Annotated in this window: 19 protein-coding genes; all 19 read left to right on the top strand. The window is 71.7% G+C overall.

Translation table 11 applies throughout. From position 1 onward, the window contains the following. The first annotated feature begins 6 nt into the window (after positions 1-6). On the top strand, positions 7-801 hold the full coding sequence (locus AC07C1_RS05820; RefSeq protein WP_478937138.1) for a thioesterase II family protein: 795 nt from the start codon (positions 7-9) through the stop codon (positions 799-801). Beyond that, positions 798-1,562: an IclR family transcriptional regulator gene (locus AC07C1_RS05815; RefSeq protein WP_478937136.1), complete on the top strand. Its 765-nt coding sequence runs from the start codon at positions 798-800 to the stop codon at positions 1,560-1,562. The genes AC07C1_RS05820 and AC07C1_RS05815 overlap by 4 nt, the downstream gene beginning before the upstream one ends. 161 nt (positions 1,563-1,723) lie before the next feature. Next, entirely contained in the window at positions 1,724-1,951 is a 228-nt protein-coding gene (locus AC07C1_RS05810; protein ID WP_478937235.1) for an acyl carrier protein, read from the top strand. A gap of 31 nt (positions 1,952-1,982) precedes the next feature. Continuing rightward, positions 1,983-3,248 (top strand): beta-ketoacyl-[acyl-carrier-protein] synthase family protein, encoded by a 1,266-nt coding sequence (locus AC07C1_RS05805; RefSeq protein WP_478937134.1) that lies wholly within the window; start codon positions 1,983-1,985, stop codon positions 3,246-3,248. After that, a complete protein-coding gene (locus AC07C1_RS05800) occupies positions 3,245-4,396 on the top strand; it encodes a beta-ketoacyl-[acyl-carrier-protein] synthase family protein (protein WP_478937133.1) in 1,152 nt (383 codons plus the stop codon). Before AC07C1_RS05805 ends, AC07C1_RS05800 begins: the two co-directional genes overlap by 4 nt. Continuing rightward, positions 4,393-5,283 (top strand): beta-ketoacyl synthase N-terminal-like domain-containing protein, encoded by an 891-nt coding sequence (locus AC07C1_RS05795; RefSeq protein ID WP_478937132.1) that lies wholly within the window; start codon positions 4,393-4,395, stop codon positions 5,281-5,283. Before AC07C1_RS05800 ends, AC07C1_RS05795 begins: the two co-directional genes overlap by 4 nt. Positions 5,284-5,300: 17 nt before the next feature. Continuing rightward, entirely contained in the window at positions 5,301-6,149 is an 849-nt protein-coding gene (locus tag AC07C1_RS05790) for an alpha/beta fold hydrolase (RefSeq protein ID WP_478937131.1), read from the top strand. Beyond that, entirely contained in the window at positions 6,146-7,117 is a 972-nt protein-coding gene (locus AC07C1_RS05785) for an acyl-CoA thioesterase family protein (RefSeq protein ID WP_478937130.1), read from the top strand. Before AC07C1_RS05790 ends, AC07C1_RS05785 begins: the two co-directional genes overlap by 4 nt. Then, positions 7,114-7,473, top strand: coding sequence for a hypothetical protein (locus AC07C1_RS05780; protein WP_478937129.1), 360 nt, complete (start codon positions 7,114-7,116; stop codon positions 7,471-7,473). The genes AC07C1_RS05785 and AC07C1_RS05780 overlap by 4 nt, the downstream gene beginning before the upstream one ends. Further along, positions 7,474-7,881, top strand: coding sequence for a hypothetical protein (locus AC07C1_RS05775; protein WP_478937128.1), 408 nt, complete (start codon positions 7,474-7,476; stop codon positions 7,879-7,881). Continuing rightward, on the top strand, positions 7,881-8,270 hold the full coding sequence (locus AC07C1_RS05770) for a hypothetical protein (RefSeq protein WP_478937127.1): 390 nt from the start codon (positions 7,881-7,883) through the stop codon (positions 8,268-8,270). The genes AC07C1_RS05775 and AC07C1_RS05770 overlap by 1 nt, the downstream gene beginning before the upstream one ends. 92 nt (positions 8,271-8,362) lie before the next feature. Next, positions 8,363-9,469 (top strand): beta-ketoacyl synthase N-terminal-like domain-containing protein, encoded by a 1,107-nt coding sequence (locus AC07C1_RS05765; protein WP_478937125.1) that lies wholly within the window; start codon positions 8,363-8,365, stop codon positions 9,467-9,469. A gap of 39 nt (positions 9,470-9,508) precedes the next feature. Then, positions 9,509-9,754, top strand: coding sequence for an acyl carrier protein (locus AC07C1_RS05760; RefSeq protein WP_478937124.1), 246 nt, complete (start codon positions 9,509-9,511; stop codon positions 9,752-9,754). Then, the gene (locus AC07C1_RS05755) at positions 9,754-10,155 is read left to right on the top strand and encodes a 3-hydroxyacyl-ACP dehydratase FabZ family protein (protein ID WP_478937122.1); all 402 of its coding nucleotides are present in this window, start codon (positions 9,754-9,756) and stop codon (positions 10,153-10,155) included. The genes AC07C1_RS05760 and AC07C1_RS05755 overlap by 1 nt, the downstream gene beginning before the upstream one ends. After that, complete coding sequence (locus AC07C1_RS05750; RefSeq protein ID WP_478937121.1) at positions 10,152-10,631, top strand: 3-hydroxyacyl-ACP dehydratase FabZ family protein; 480 nt, start codon at positions 10,152-10,154, stop codon at positions 10,629-10,631. The genes AC07C1_RS05755 and AC07C1_RS05750 overlap by 4 nt, the downstream gene beginning before the upstream one ends. Before the next feature lie 28 nt (positions 10,632-10,659). Further along, complete coding sequence (gene fabG / locus AC07C1_RS05745) at positions 10,660-11,412, top strand: 3-oxoacyl-[acyl-carrier-protein] reductase (RefSeq protein ID WP_478937119.1); 753 nt, start codon at positions 10,660-10,662, stop codon at positions 11,410-11,412. A gap of 49 nt (positions 11,413-11,461) precedes the next feature. Next, positions 11,462-12,085: a DsbA family protein gene (locus AC07C1_RS05740; RefSeq protein ID WP_478937118.1), complete on the top strand. Its 624-nt coding sequence runs from the start codon at positions 11,462-11,464 to the stop codon at positions 12,083-12,085. Positions 12,086-12,127: 42 nt separating this feature from the next. After that, positions 12,128-12,340, top strand: coding sequence for an MbtH family protein (locus AC07C1_RS05735; RefSeq protein ID WP_478937117.1), 213 nt, complete (start codon positions 12,128-12,130; stop codon positions 12,338-12,340). A 217-nt stretch (positions 12,341-12,557) separates the two neighbouring features. Then, the gene (locus AC07C1_RS05730) at positions 12,558-16,508 is read left to right on the top strand and encodes an amino acid adenylation domain-containing protein (protein ID WP_478937116.1); all 3,951 of its coding nucleotides are present in this window, start codon (positions 12,558-12,560) and stop codon (positions 16,506-16,508) included. Positions 16,509-16,545 lie beyond the last annotated feature (37 nt).

Genomic DNA, 16,545 nt, shown 5'->3' with positions numbered 1-16,545 from the left:
ATCGCCATGGCACCCGCCACCGCAACCATCTGGTTGCGCCGGTACGCCAGTCCGGCCCCGCCCCGTGCGCGGCTGCTCTGCCTGCCGCACGCGGGCGGCTCAGCCACCTTCTTCCACAGCTGGGGCAGGGCCCTCGGCGACGACGTCGAGGTGCTCACCGCGCGCTACCCGGGACGGCAGGAACGCATCGCGGAGACCCCGCTGACCTCGATCGAGGAACTCGCCGACGGGCTCGCCGCCGAGCTGCCGCCGTACCTCGACGCCCCGTTGGCACTCTTCGGGCACAGCATGGGCGCGTCCGTGGCCTACGAGATCGCCCATCGGCTCGAGGCGCACCACGGCACCGCCGCCGCACTTCTGATGGTCTCCTGCCGCAAGCCCCCTCACCTGGTCGCCCCGCGCGGCCGGTGGCTGCGGGCTGCCGCCGACGGGCGGGTGCCGGCCGGTTCCCGGCCCGGCACAGACGCGGAACTCGTCGACGAGATAAGGCGCCTGGGTGGCACCGACGCCGCCCTGCTCGACGACGAGGACATGCGCGAGCTGCTGTTGCCCGCGATCCGCGCCGACTTCGAGGCCGTCGACCGGTACGCCGCCCGGCCGGGCGCGCCGCTCGGCTGCCCCGTCGTCGGCTACCTCGGGGCCGGCGACCCGGGCCTCACCGGCGAGGAGGTCGCCGAGTGGTCGAGTGTCGCGCCGAAGGGCTTCGACCTCAAAGCGCTGCCGGGCGGCCACTTCTACCTGACGGACCAGCGGGACGCCCTGCTGGAGGACATCCGCGCGCGGTTGGAACGGGTGCGATGAGCGTGGTGGTCCAACTCCGTACGCCGAGCGGGATCGGCGTGCTCGACAAGGCCGCCCTGCTGCTCCAGATCGTCGAGGAGGGCCCGGCCTCTCTGGGCGACTTCGTGAAGTGCAGCGGTCTGACCAGGCCGACGATCCACCGCCTCGCTCTCGCCCTGGAACGGCTGGGGTTGCTCGGCCGTGACTCGCAGGGCCGCTTCGTGCTCGGCTCTCGACTCGACCCGGCGGGGGTCCGGGTGCGCCACGACCGGCTGGCCGGGACCGCCGGGCCCTTCTTGTCCGAACTCCACCAGGAGACCGGCCTCGATGCCCGACTGCACCGTCGCTGGGACGGCCTGCAGGTGTGTGTCGCGGCGTGCACCGGATCGGGCGACGCGGGGAACGTGCCGCTCGGCACACCGCGGCCGGCCTCCACGGGGCCCGTCGCCCAGGTGCTCCTGGCCTGGGCGGAACCCGACGCGGTATTCCACGGCCTGAACCACGCTCGCTTCACCGCGGCCCAACTCGCCCTCGTGCGCCGCCGGGGCTGGGCCTACGGGCCGGACCGGATGCTGCCCGGGAGCGTCACCTACGCCGCTCCGGTGCGCGGTCCCGACGCCCGGGTGGTGGCCGCGCTGGCCCTGACCGGTCCCGCCGACCGCATGCCCGAGGCACCCGAACGCAGGATCAGCGTCCCACTGTTCGACTCGGTGGCCGCCGTCGGTGACGCCATGTCTCGGCTTCGTGGGGATTTCCGCCCGCCGACGGAGCCCGGCTGGTGAGAATTCCTGCGCGGTGATGGCAGGTTGCTGTCGTCGGCGTTGTGGGGAATACCGTGCTGGCCGCACGATTCAACCGCGATTGGAAACCTGCCGCGAAACTCATTGGCGGCGCCCGGCTGGGAAGAGGTATTGGCGTGACGACTGCCATCCGTGACGAGCGTATGGAAACCATCAAGGAAATCGTCTGCGACATTCTTGAGATCGAGGAGGACGAGGTCACCGAGGTCAGCCTTTTCAAGGAGAATCACGGCGCCGACTCGCTGCGCGCGATCGAGATCCTCGCCGCCCTGGAAAAGCAGTTCGGCACCGTCATCAACCAGAGCGAGCTGCCGCGCATGGTGAATCTCAAGGGCGTCTACGACGTCGTCGCGGAGTCGGCCGGCTGGTAGTCGAATCCGCGTCGCGGACTGGGAGGTTTGCATGACGACGGCAGTGCGCGGCCCCGGCGGGACACGGCCGGAGCGGCATCGGGTGGTCCTCACCGGGCTCGGGGTGGTCTCCAGCATCGGACTCGGTGCGAAGGAGTTCCTCCAGGGGCTCAGGGAGGGCCGCAGCGGAGCTCGGCCCATCACGGTGTTCGACACCGAGGGCTTCGCCTACGCGAACGGGTGCGAGATCACCGACTTCGACCCGCGGGACTGGATCAGGACACTGGAGCCCGAACAGCTCGGCAGGGCCGCGCAGTTCTCGACGGCGGCCTCCCGGATGGCCCTGGAGGACTCCGGACTGGACCTGGACCGGCTGCGCGCCCGACGCGGGCTGATCTCCATCGGCACCACCGACGGCGAGAGCTACGACCTCGACCAGCTGGTCGAGAGTGAACTCGCCGACGGCATCGGGGCGTTCACGTCCACGGTCGCCCGGCGCATCCCGGCCGGGCGACTGTCGGTCGCCGTCGCCCAGGAGTTGGGCCTGACCAACGTGGAGGCGCTCACCATCCCCACCGCGTGCTCGGCGGGCAACTACGCCATCGGCTATGGTTTCGACGCGGTCAGCTCGGGCGAGGCCGACTTCGCCTTCTGCGGCGGCGCGGACGCGATGTGCCGCAAGACCTTCACCGGTTTCTACCGCCTGGGCACCATCGCGCCGGACCGCTGCCAGCCGTTCGACGCCGACCGCAAGGGCATCCTCACCGGTGAAGGCGCGGGCGTACTGGTCCTGGAGCGGCTGGAGTCCGCCCTGGAGCGCGGCGCCCACATCTACGCCGAGGTACTGGGCTACGGACTCAACTGCGACGCCCATCACCAGGTGGCGCCCGCTCAGAACAGCGTCGCGGACCTGATGCGGCTCGCCCTGGACAACGCGGGGGTCGCCCCGCACGAGGTGGACCTCGTCTCGGCGCACGGCACCGGCACCAGTGCGAACGACATCACCGAGGCGGGCGCCATCCGCCAGGTCTTCGGAGACACCCCGCCGCGCACGGTCTCCATGAAGTCGATGCTCGGTCACGCCATGGGCGCGGCCAGCGCGCTGGGCGCCATCGGCTGCGCCCTCGCCATCGAGAACCGCTTCATCCCGCCCACCATCAACCATGTCACCACCGACCCCGAGTGCGCCGTGGACTGCGTGCCGAACGAGGCCGTGGCGGCCGACCTCCGGGTCGTCCAGAACAACGGCCTCGCCTTCGGCGGGAACAACGCGGCGGTGCTGCTGGGCCGGTACGACCCGACCGCGGAGGCGTCATGACGAACCGCCCCATCATCGGCATGGGCGCGGTCGCGTCCATCGGCACGGGTGTCGACCAGCTCTTCGACGCCCTGTGCCGGGGCACCACCGGGCGTGCCGAACTGCGCGGCTTCGACCGCACCAGGTTCCGCGCCCAGCATGCCTACGAGGTCGACGACCGCCCGGCCCCGGGCGAGGACGTACCCGCTCGTGCCACCCGGCTGCTGCTCGACGCCGTCGGGCAAGCCGCCGCCGACGCGGGGCTCGGCGAGGACCTCAGCGGCATCCCGGTTCTGGTCGGCACCGGTCTGCGGGAACTGCGCTCCATGGAGCTGTGGTGGCGCGACGGCGTCGGTTTCACCGAAACCGGGCTGCACTTCGGCACCGCGCTGCGGGAGCGATTCCAGGCCGACGTCAGCCACACCTTCTCCAACGCCTGCTCCGCCTCGCTGTACGCGCTGGCGCTCGCCTGCGACCTGCTTGCGCAGGAGGGCGAGGGCGCGCCCGACACGGTCATCGTGGCCGGCGTCGACGTGCTGACCGAGTCCATGTACGGGCTGCTGGAACGCGTGCACCCCCAACCCCCGGACCGAGTGCGTCCGTTCGACCGCAACCGCACCGGCGTCCTGATGGGCGACGGCGCCGCCGCGATCGTGCTGCGCCGCACCGACGAGGGCGCCGACCGGGTGTACGGGCGGCTGCGCGGGGTGGCCGTGAACTGTGACGCGTACCACGTGACCGCCCCCTCCCCGGAGGGCATCGCCGAGGCTATGCGCGCAGCGCACGACGCGGCGGGGGTCAAGGCCTCCGACATCGACCTGGTGATGGTGCACGGCACCGGCACCCTGCTCAACGACGAGGCGGAGGCCGCGGCGCTGCGCGAGGTGCTCGGCGACGCAGCCGGGACCCCGCTGATGACCGCCGTGAAGTCCATGACCGGGCACACCTCCGGCGCCTCCGGGCTGTTGGGCCTGGTCGTCGGGGTCCGCGCGCTGAGCGAGGGGCGGGTGCCGCCGACGGTGGGCCTGGACGACCCCGTCGACGAGGCCGCCGATTTCCGCTTCGTCACCGGCCAGGCCGCCACCGGTCAGCGGCTGGAGCTGGCCCAGTTCAACGCGTTCGGATTCGGCGGCATCAACGCCGTGGCCATTGTGGAGGGCCCCCGATGACACCGACCACGCCGACCTGTGCGACCACCAGGGCCACCGTGCTCGTCACCGGCGCCGCCGTGCTGCTGCCGGGCGCCGACTCCGTACAGGCCCTGGTCGACGGACCGGACCCGGTGGGCGCGCCCGTTGCCCCGGCCGACCTCGTCGGCCGCAAGGGGCTGCGCTACAAGGACCGGGCCACCCAACTCGCGTACGCGCTCAGCGCGGCCGGGCTGAGGGACGCCGGACTGCTCGACGAGGAGGGCCTGACCGTGCCCGCCACGAGCACCGGCATCGTCGCCAGCTCCAACTTCGGCAACCTGGACACGGTGGCGCGGGCCCTGGACACCATCCGTGAGGAAACCGTCACGGCCACCAGCCCGATGGACCTGCCGAACGCCTCCAGCAACGTCATCGCCTCCTCGGCGGCGATCCGCTTCGGGCTGCGCGGCCCCAACCTGATGGTCTGCAACGGCGAGACCTCCGGCCTGGACGCCGTGCACTGGGCGGTCACCATGATCGCCGCGGGCCGGGCCGAACGCTTCCTGGTGCTGGGCGTCGAACCCGACAACGAGGTGGTGCGCCGCCTTCTCGGCGACCGCAGGAGCGTGGACGGTGGGGCCGCCCTGGTCCTGGAGTCCGCGGCCGCGGCCGGCGAGCGCTCCGCCACGGTGCGCGCCGAAGTCGGTGCTTACCGCAGGGGAGCGGGTGAACCGGACGGCACGGGCCTGCGCTGGGAGTTGCCCGAGCACCTCGGCGTCGGCTCCGGCGCCCTCGGGGTACTCCAGGTGGCCGCCGCCGTCGGCCGCTTCGACGCCGGGCTGCGCGAGCCGGTGCGGGCCGTGACCGGCGGCGAGGGCCACGACGCCTGCGCGGACCTGCTGCTCCTGGCCCCGCAAGCGGCTTGAGGAGGAGGACGATCCCCGTGGACAACGACGTCGACCCGCGCCCCGTCTCGGTACGGCAGCGCACCCAGTCCGACGGGCCCCGGGTGCTGCTGCTGCACGGGCTCGCCGCCAACGACAGCGTCTGGGAGCGCGCCGTGCCCCTGCTCGCGGCGCACTGCCAGGTGTGGACCGCGCGGCTTCCCTGGCGCACCGAGACCGTCGACGGCCTCGGCGCGCAGCCCGACCTCGCGGGCCGCCTCGCCGAGGCGCTCGCGGCGGTGCCCGGCGGCCCGCAGGTGGTCGTCGCCCACTCCATGGCGGCCAACGTTCTCCTCGACCTCCTCGACCGCAGGCGGCGCGAGGGGGTTGACGGGGCCGGCGCGCTCGGCATCCGGGCCATGGTCCTGGTCTCACCGTTCTACCGGGCCCGCGCCGAGGAGTTCGACTGGGACACCATCAGCTACTACCTCAACGACTTCCACCTGATCATGGAGGCCGGGATCCGTGCCCACTCGGCCCGCCGCTCGCCCTTCGACGTGCAGCGTGCCATGGCCGAGCGGGTACGGGACCGGATCGGCCCCTACGGGTGGATGCGCTTTTTCGACCTCTACCTGCGCACCCCGACCCTGGACATCGGCCGGTTGACCCTCCCCGTGCTGGTCCTGGCCGGTGAGACCGACTTCGCGGCCCCGCCCGAGGAGGGCCTGGCGCTGGCCGGCGTCCTCCCCGAGGCCGAGGTCCGTGTCCTGCCCGGCTGCGGACACTTCCCGATGCTCGAGGCGGCCGAGGACTTCGCCGCCGAGGTGGGCGGCTTCGTCCGCGCGTACACCGCGGCCTCTCCCGAGCGGAGCGGCGCATCCCTCAACACCCTGGAGCTCCAGCGATGACCCTCGTCACGGACACCGCAGTCAAGGAACTGCTCACCACCGCCACCACCACGCAGGTGCGTCCTCGCTACGAGGGCTCCAACATCTGCACCTGGATCGGCTTCAAGCACGTCAACTACATGGTCGAGGAAGCGGTTCTGGACACGTTCCGCCAGGCCGGGCTCCCCGCCCGCGCCCTGTACGAGGAGCACGGCCTCGGCCTCGACCTGGTCGGCCTCGACACTCGCATCCTGCACGCCTTCCACATGGACGACGTCGCCGAGGCCGTGGTCGTGCCGTGGACCAAGGACGACGACACCACTTTGGGGTTCAAGGTCACCATCGAGGTCGAGCGCGACGGCGAGCGGGTCAAGGCCGTCACCTCCAAGGTCCGCGTCTCGCTCCGGCGGGACACCTACCTGGAGGCGGCCGGCGAGGTCCCCGAGCCGCTCGCCCGGTTCGCAGTGGCCGCGCTGGGCGACGACCTGGAGCGCGAAGCGGGCACCGCGGCCCCGAACGAGGAGGCGATCCTCGCCTCGCTGACCGAGGGGCGGAACGCATACGCCTGGAAGTGGAACATCCCGTACCCGTACTGCCACTTCACCGAGCGCATCCAGATGTCCGGCTACCTGCGGCTGATGGAGGAGGGCAAGGACCGTTTCGTGGCCGACCGCGGCATCTCCATCAAGACCCTGCTCGACGACCGCCGCTGGATCCCCGTGGTGCCGCGCTCCGACATCCGCATCCTCGACGAGGCGTTGATGGAGGAGGACCTGTACACCGTCTACACGGTGGAGGAGGTCTTCAAGGACTTCACGTACACCTCGCGCATGGACTGGTACGTGCTGCGCGACGGCAAGCTGGTGAAGACCGCCACCGGGCGCATCGTGCACGGCTACGCGCTGATCGAGAACCGCCGCGACTGGAAGCTGGTCAACTTCGACCAGCGGGTCCTCGACGCCCTCAACGGCAAGGCCACGCGGGCGTGACACAGAACGGGGTGCACGAGGAGCCCGGGGGCGGCGCCCCCGGAAGCCTCGTGCTGATCGAGAGCCAGGGCGCCGGAGAGCCCGCCGGTTTCCGGCGGGACGCGGTCGTCCAGCTGCGCCAGGGCCGGTCCACCGTCCTGTTCCTCGTGCAGGACGGCGTGCTGCTCGCGGTGGCGGGCAGCGACGCCGACCTGGACCGCTTCCAGGAGGAAGGCGGGGTCCTGGCCGCGGACGGCTTCTCGCTCACGCAGCGCGGGCTGGACGACGCGAGACTCCGCCCCGGGCTGCGGGTGGCGGGCATGGACGACGTGGCGGCCTGGGTCCTCGACCCGACGACCCGGGTGGTGTGGCACTGAGTGGCCAGGAGCATTCCGCACACCGACGTGTTGCTCACTCTCATGGGCGCGCCCCACGCCTCGGACCAGGTCACCAGCGCCCTCCGGCTCGCCCAGGCGCTGCTGGAGCGCGGTGCGTCGGTGCAGGTGTGGACCTGCGGGTACGCGACGCTGCTGACACAGCGCGGCCAAGGCCCGGACAAGCCCCGGAACCTGGCCGACTGGAACGGGAGTTACCTGTCCCCGCCGGGCCTCGCCGGGGAACTCCTCGCCGCCTTCCCGGACCGTCTTCACTGGTACGGCTGCCGGTTCTGCAGTGACGACCGGGGGGTGACCGAGCACCTGCCGCAGGTGGTGCTCAGGCCGCCCGCCGGCTACGCCGCCAACGTCGCCGCATCCGACAAGACGCTTCTCGTCGGAGTGATCTGATGGACGAACAACAACGCGTTCTCGCGATCGTGGAGCGCGGCTACCGGGGTGCCCTGGAGAAGCAGTTCTTCGACGAGCTGTACCTCGCTACCGAGCTGCACCGTCAACTCGGGGGGCTGGACCTGCTGTTGCGGGGATCGGCGGCCAGCTACGCACTGGCCGCGGTCCCGCCGCCGGCCCTGCGCGTCGGAAACCGCTCGATCGCCACCCTGAGCGATCCGCGAAGCGGGCTGCGGGGGCTGCTCGACGCGGGCGTCGGCGTCTGGGTCGAGGAGCCCGCGCTCACGGCGCTCGGCTCGCCCCGACCGGTGCTGGAGGGGATCCGGCTCGCCGGCAAGGACGAGATGGCGGCGCGCTGGGGGGAGTACCGGATGGTCTTCTTCCTCTGATCCCGGGCGCGCCCGCCGGGCGTCGCCGACCGAGCGGGCCGCGCCCGCTCCCCAGACCTCGACCTGCTCAACGGAAGGAACAAGTGACGGTCATGACCACTGTCACCACGGGCACCAGACACCCGGTGATCACCGCCTGGTCGGCCGTGTCGCCGTACGGCATCGGCAGGGACGCGTATGCCGAGGGCCTGCGCGAACGGCGCGCCACCGTCACCGGCCTCGACGTCGAGAGCGGCATCACCCCGGACGGCGTCGGCTGCCTGGTGCCGGGCTTCGACGTCCGCAAGGCGCTCGGCAGGAAGGGCACCCGGTCCATGGACCGGGTCACAGGGCTCGCGGTCGCCGCGGCCGGCGCGCTGCTCGACGACGCCGCGCGAAACCGCGCCGTCGGCACCGGAGAGGGCGCCGCCTTCGTCCTGGGCACCACCACCGGCAGCGCCCAGTCGATGATGGACTTCACCCGGGACTCGTTCACCTCACAGCAGCCCTTCTTCGTCGACCCGGCCCGCTTCCCCAACACCGTGATGAACTGCGCGGCTGGACAGAGCGCCATCTGGTACGGGCTCAAGGGCCCCAACGCGACCATCGCGGGCGGTCGCACGGCTGGGCTGCACGCCCTCAACTATGCGCGCCGCCTGCTCGGCTCCGGTCGGGCTCGCACCGTGCTGTGCGGCGCTGCCGAGGAGTTCTCGCAGGCCCGGGCCTGGTTGGAACACCACAGCGCGGAGCCGGAGACCGACCGCGGCCAGGTGCCCCCGCTCGGCGAGGGCTGTGCGATGTTCCTGCTCGAACCGCCGGGCCCGGCCGACCCCGAGCAGCCGGTGCTCGCCGAGGTGCGCGCCGTAGAACTCGGTGTCGTCCTCGACGGCGACCCCGCCCCCGCCCTCGTCGCCTGCCTGCGTGCGGCGCTGCGCCGGGCCGGTGCCGAGCCGGCCGAGGTGGCAGCCGTCGCCCGCTGCGGCGCCCCCGGCCGGGAAGGCGCCGGCGAGGCGGCGGCGGTGCGCGAGGTGTTCGGCGGCCACGAGGTCGCCGACTGCACGCCCACTCCACTGATCGGTGACACCGGTGCCGCGGCCGCCGCCTTCCAGACGGCCGCGCTCCTCTCGTACGCGGCCGACCGGCCGGACGGACGGATCGGCGTGATCACCTCCGTTGACCGTGCCGGCAGTGTCGGCTGCGCCCTGCTCGGCCTGCGCTGAGCGACCTCCTGCCCAACCCATCGAACCAAGGGAACTCACATGCTGGACAAGGAAGAACTGCGCACTCTCGTGGCCGAGGTGCTGGACGTCGACGTCGCCGCGATCACCGACGAGGCGAAGTTCGTCGACGACCTGGAAGTCGACTCGCTGATGGCCCTGGAGGTCGTCGTGGTCCTGGAGAAGAAGTACGGCATCAAGCTGCCGGAGTCCGATCTCAAGCAGATCGTCAACCTGCAGAGCGCCTACGAGCTGCTGCTGAGCAAGTCCGCAGCGGTGCGGGCCTGATGGCCGCGGCCAGTCCGCTCACCGGGACGGTCGAAGCGCTGCCCGGCGAGGACGAGTTCGCCACCGCGGCCCGGTTCGAGGTGGGCTCCGGCGAGACCGTGCTGCCAGGGCACTACCCCGGCTTCCCGATCTTCCCCGGAGTCTGCCTGGTGGAGGGCACCCACCAGGGCGCGCTGGCCACCGCGCCGAAGGGCGCGAAGGGCGCGGCGCTGGTCGCCGTCGAGTCCACCCGGTTCACCGGGCCGGTCTTTCCCGGAGACCGGGTGGACATCGCCATGCGGTGGAAGCAGACGGCCGACGGCCAGTGGCAGTGCCGGGCCAACCTCAGCACCGCCGGCGGCCCGGCCGCCAGCGTGCGGCTGCGCTACGCCGCGCGCCGCAGTGAGGAAGCGCAGCGGTGATCGGACAGCGTGAGATACGGGCCCGGCTGCCGCACCGCTTCCCGATGCTGCTCGTCGACCGGCTCACCGAGGTCGTGCCCGGCGAGCGGCTGGTCGCGCTGAAGGCGGTCAGCTGCAACGAGCCGTGGTACGAGAAGCTGGGCCCGGACAGCGCCGAGGAGGACTTCGCGTACCCGTCCTCGCTGCTCGTGGAGTCCTGGTGCCAGGCCGCGGGCGTCCTCGCCACCTGGGACGCGCCCAACCCCGACGTGCTGCAGGGCCGGGTGATGCTCTTCGGTGGCATGACCGGGGTCGAGTTCCACCGGCCTGTGCTGCCGGGCGAGGTCCTGACGCACCGGGTCCGGCAGAGCCACCTGATCGACGACAACGTGCTGTTCGAGGGCGAGTCCCTGTCGGGGGACGAGACGGTGATGACCGTGGAGCGGATCGTCATGGCCTTCCGTCCCGCCTCAGCGCTGCGGCCCACCGATGGCTGACGACCCGTCATAGAACAAGGAACGTGAGATGACTGAGAGCACGAGAACCCCGCCGGTGGCGCTGGTCACCGGTGGTTCGCGCGGCATCGGCCGGGCCACGGTCCGCGCCCTCGCCCGCGACGGCCACGATGTGGCCTTCTGCTACCGCTCGGACGACGAGGCGGCCCGCGTCCTGGAGAAGGAGGCCGACGCGTGGGGCGTCCGGGTGCTGGGCACCCGCGTCGACGTCGCCGACGGCGCCGCGGTGCGCTCCTGGATCGAGACCGTCGAGGAGACCCTCGGTCCCATCGACGCGTGCGTCACAGCCGCCGGCATCACCCGCGACAACCCGCTCGTCCTCATGGAGGACGAGCAGTGGCGGCAGGTCCTGGACACCAATCTGGACGGCGTCTACCACGCCTGCCGCGCCGTGGTGTTCGGCATGATGAAGAGGCGCAGCGGTGCCATCGTCAACATCTCCTCGGTGGCCGGGGTCTACGGGCACGGCACCCAGACCAACTACTCCGCCTCCAAGGCCGGGATCATCGGCTTCTCCCGCGCCCTGGCCAAGGAGACCGGACGCTCGGGGATCCGGGTCAACGCGGTGGCCCCCGGCTTCATCGACACCGACATGGTCGCCGAGATGAACGACAAGGCCCGCACGGACGCCCTCAAGTCGATCCCGCTGCGCCGCATGGGAACCGCCGAGGAGGTCGCCGACCTGGTGGCCTACCTGGTCTCGGACCGGGCCGCGTACATCACCGGCGCGGTGCTCCAGATCGACGGCGGCATCACCCTCTGACCTGCGGCTCCACCGGACAAGCCCGTACAGACGACCCTTGGAGACGGTGATGGCACGACGCGGACCGCGCTGGTACTTCAACTTCCGCAGCCCCTACTCCTGGATGGCCTACCGGGACCTGATGAAGCACTACCCGGACGTGGCCGAGGCGATCGAATGGCTGCCGTTCTGGGAGCCCGACGAGCAGACCATCGAGGAACTGGAGCGGGACAGAGTGCGGCTGCCCTACGTCCCGATGTCCAAGGAGAAGCATCTGTACATCCTCCAGGACGTACGGCGGCTCGCCCGGGCCCGTGACCTCGACATGGTCTGGCCGGTGGACACCGCGCCGCGCTGGGAGGTCGCGCACCTCGCCTACCTCGCCGCCGCACAGCTCGGCGTCGGACGGGAGTTCATCGACGCGACGTACCGGCGCCGCTGGGAGATCGGCGAGGACATCTCCGAGCCGGGCACCATGGTCTCGATCGGCGAGGAGATCGGCGTCGATCCGCAGGCCCTGGCGGACGCGCACCGCGACCCGGGGATCCGGGAGCAGGGCATGGCCGCCCTGAACTCCCTTCACCGGGACGGGGTGTTCGGTGTCCCCTTCTTCGTCGTCGGCTTCGAGAAGTACTGGGGCGTCGACCGGCTCCCGGATTTCGTGGAAACAGCGCGGGCCAAGATCGCGAAGTGACCGGCGCCGCGGAAAGCAAAGACTAGAAAGGTATGAGCAGAAATGGCGACCAATCCGTTCGAGGATGACAGCGCGAACTACTACGTGCTCGTCAACGAGGAGGGGCAGCACTCCCTGTGGCCCGCGTTCGCGGAGGTTCCGGCAGGCTGGACCGTGCGGCACGGCGAGGCGAGCCGGCAGGAGTGCCTCGACCACATCAACGAGAACTGGACCGATATGCGCCCGGCCAGCCTGGTCCAGGCGATGGGCGCCTGACCGGTACACCGGTTGCGGCGGTGGGCTCGGGGACGGGCGTTGGCACCTATCTGCCAACGCCCGTTCCCCGTCTTCGCGGCCGGTTGGCAGGTTGATGCAGTGGGCGTTGTCCGGAAATTGGCGCGGTGCGAGGGTTCAGTCGGCGCCCCGGAACCGTCGGTCGGAATTTCTCCGGATCCGGCTGTCGGGGATTGTTGGCTTTGTCTGCTAGGGGTGGATGAGAATCGTGCTTGGTGGAGACGGCATACCGCTGACCGCGGCCCAGGCCGGAATCTGGTACGCCCAGCAGCTCGACCCTGAGAACCCGGTCTTCAACGCCGCGGAATACCTGGAGATCCGCGGCAGCCTGGACACCTCCCTCTTCGAGCGGGCGCTGCGCCGACTCGTGCGGGAGACCGAGGCGCTGCGGATGCGTGTCGTCGAGGACGACGCGGGCCTGCGGCAGATCGCCCTGCGCGACCCCTCCTGGACCCTGGAGCGGAGGGACCTGCGTGGCGAGGCCGACCCGGACAAGGCGGCGGTGCAATGGATGCGCGGCCTGTTGTCGCAGCCCGTCGACCCGCGCCGTGACCTGCTGTTCCGCTTCGCGCTGGTGCGGGTGGCCGACGACCGCCACCTGTGGTTCTACCGCTACCACCACGTCACGGTGGACGGCTTCGCCGTCGCCGTGCTGGCCCGCCGTGCCGCCGCCGTGTACACCGCGTTCGCCAGTGGTCGTGAGCCCGAGGACAGCGGGTTCGGTTCGGTCGCCGACCTGGTGGCCGCCGACACCGCGTACCGCGCCGGCGAACGCTTCACCGCCGACCGCGAGTTCTGGCAGCAGCGGCTCGCCGACTGCCCGGAGCCGGTCGGCCTGTCCGACCGGTCGCCGGTCATGGCGCACGGACTGGTGCGCCACACCGAGTTCCTGCCCGGCGAGGCCGTGGAGGGCCTGCGGGACCTCGCCCGCGAGGTCGGCGTGACCTGGCCGGCCGCGATGATGACCGCCGCCGCCCTCTACCTCCAGCGCTCCACCGGCGTAGACGAGGTCGTGCTCGGCGTCCCGGTCTCCTGCCGCCTGGGCCGCGCCGCCCGCTCCGTGCCCGGCATGGTCTCCAACGTGGTGCCGCTGCGGGTGCCCGTCCGCCAGGGCGCCACTCTGGCAGAGCTGCTGACCCAGGTCTCGGCCGAACTGCGCGCCGTGGTGAAGCACCAGCACTACCGCTACGAGGACCTGGCCCGGGACCGCAGGCTGCTGAACGGCGGCGGGCGGCTCACCGGTCCCGAGATCAACATCATGATGTTCGACTACCAGTTGCGCTTCGGGGACTGCGCTGCGGTGGTGCACAACCTCTCCATCGGTCCCTCCGACGACCTCTCCGTCATCGTCTACGAGCGTTCCGACGGCCGGGGCCTGCAGGTCGACTTCGACGCCAACCCGGCGCTCTACTCGGACGCCGAGATCGCCGCCCACCAGCGCCGTTTCATGGGCTTTCTGGACCGGCTGGCCACGGCCGCCCCCGACACCGCCGTCGGGCGCCTCGACCTGGCCGCCGGCACCGAACGCGACGTCGTCCTGCGTGCCCACAACGACACCGCCCACCCGGTGCCGGACACCACCCTGACCGCGCTCCTGGAGGAGCAGGCCCGGCGCACTCCCGAGGCCGAGGCGCTCCGCTTCGAGGGCGACTCCCTCACCTACCGCGAACTGCACGCTCGCGCCGACCGGTTGGCCCACGTGCTGCGCACGCGCGGAATCGGTCCGGAGAGCCTGGTGGCGCTGGCCGTGCCCCGCTCACAGGAGCTGGTGGTCGGGCTTCTCGCGGTGCTGCGGACAGGCGCCGCCTACCTGCCCGTCGACCCCGACTACCCGACCGAGCGCATCCGGTTCGTGCTCACCGACGCCCGGCCGCTGCTGCTGCTCACCACCGCCGAGACGGCGCGGCGACTGCCGGACGGCCTGCCGGTGCCCTCGCTCGTCCTGGACGGGACCCGTACCGCGCAGCTGCTCGCCGCCCAGCCCGAGGAGCCTCTCGGCGGTCCCGTTCCGACCGGCGACCACCCCGCGTACGTGATCTACACCTCGGGCTCCACCGGCCGCCCCAAGGGCGCCGTCGTCTCGCACCGGGCCATCGTCAACCGGCTGCTGTGGATGCAGGACCGCTTCGGCCTCGGCGCCGCCGACCGGGTCCTGCAGAAGACGCCCTCCGGTTTCGACGTGTCGGTCTGGGAATTCTTCTGGCCGCTGATCACCGGCGCCACCCTGGTCGTCGCCCGTCCCGAGGGGCACAAGGACCCGGCGTACCTGGCCGAGGTGATCCGCACCGAGTCGGTCACCACCGCGCACTTCGTGCCGTCGATGCTCCAGTTCTTCCTCCAGGAGCCGGACGCGGTCCGCTGCACGGGCCTGCGCCGGGTCGTGTGCAGCGGCGAGGCCCTGCCCAGGGAGCTGTGCGACCGCTTCCTGCTGTCCCTGCCGGGGGCCCGTCTGTTCAACCTGTACGGGCCCACGGAGGCAGCCGTCGACGTGACCTGCTGGGAGTGCCCGCCGGCCACCGGTCCGGTGCCGATCGGCCGACCGGTCTGGAACACCCGCGCCCACGTGCTCGACTCGGCGCTGCACCCGGTCGCGCCCGGCGTTCCCGGTGAGCTGTACCTCGCCGGTGTCCAGTTGGCCCGCGGCTACCTCGGCCGCCCGGGGCTGAGCGCCGAGCGCTTCGTCGCCGACCCGTACGGGCCGCCCGGCAGCCGGATGTACCGCACCGGCGACCTGGCCCGCTGGGACGAGGACGGCGCGCTGGTCTACCTCGGCCGCACCGACGACCAGGTCAAGATCCGCGGGCTGCGCATCGAACTCGGCGAGATCGAGAACGTGCTCGCCCGGCACCCGGCCGTGCGCGCCGCCGCCGTGCTGGCCCGGGAGGACAAGGAGGGAGACCGGCGGATCGTCGCCTACCTGGTGCCGGTCGACGGCTCCACGCCCGACACCGACGCCCTCCTCGCGGACCTGGCCGCCGAACTCCCCGACTACATGGTCCCGTCGGCGTTCGTGGTCCTGTCCGAGCTGCCGGTGACCGCCAACGGCAAGCTGGACCGCAGGTCGCTGCCGGCGCCGGAGCGCGCCGCCTCCTCCGGGCGGGCCCCGCGCACGCCGCGCGAGGAGATCCTGTGCGAGCTGTTCGCCGAGGTGCTGGGCCTGCCGCGCACCGGCATGGACGACGACTTCTTCCACCTGGGCGGCCACTCCCTGCTCGCCAGCCGACTGATCGCCAGGATCCGCGCCACCCTCGGCGCCGAACTCACCATCCGCAGCGTCTTCGAGGCGCCCACGCCGGCTCTGCTGGAGGAGCGGATCGCAGGCGAGGTCAGTGAGGGCAACCCACTCGACGTGGTGCTGCCGCTGCGCCCGCACGGCAGCCGCCCGGCCGTGTTCTGCATCCATCCCGCCGGCGGGCTCGGCTGGTCCTACGCCGGGATCATCAAGCACCTCGACCGGGACGTTCCGGTGTACGCCCTGCAGGCCCGGGGCCTGAACGGTGTGGATGCCATGCCGTCCAGCTTCGGGGAGATGGCCGCCGACTACATCGAGCAGATCCGCAAGGTGCAGCCACAGGGGCCCTACCACCTGCTCGGTTACTCCTCCGGCGGCATCGCCGCGCACGTCATCGCCTGCGAACTGGTGGCGGCCGGCGAGGAGGTCGGGCTCCTCGGCATCCTCGACACCTATCCCGGGCAGCGGCTCGCGGAGCTGGGCGAGCAGGAGATCCTCGCCGACCTGCTGCGCTGGGTCGGCCACGACCGCCGCTACCTGGGCCGCAAACCGCTCACGTACGACAAGGTCATGGGGATCCTGCGCAAGCTCGGCAGCTCGCTGGCCAGCCTCGAACCACACCACATCGAGGCCATCGGCCGGGTGTACGCCAACGGGCGCACGCTCGTCCACGAGGTCGAGCCCAGCCTCTACCCGGGGGACGCGACGGTCCTGGTGGCCTCCCTCGACAAGGTCGACATCTCCCCGACGCCGGAGACCTGGCGCCCGTACGTGGGGGGCGAGATCAAGGCGCACTACCTGGACCGCAACCACAACGACCTGATGAAGCCGGCGGCGCTGGCCGAGATCGGCCAGATCCTCGCGGCGGAGCTGCGCGAGATCGAGGCGGCCCGGATTGCGCCCGCGGCCGGCGGCTGACCGGGCCACGGCTCAACCGAGCGTCATTCAAGGGGGG

Source organism: Streptomyces sp. NPDC045022 (genome assembly GCF_056432605.1).
Note: the sequence above shows the minus strand (reverse complement) of the source record. Positions and strands in the feature narration are given on the sequence as shown.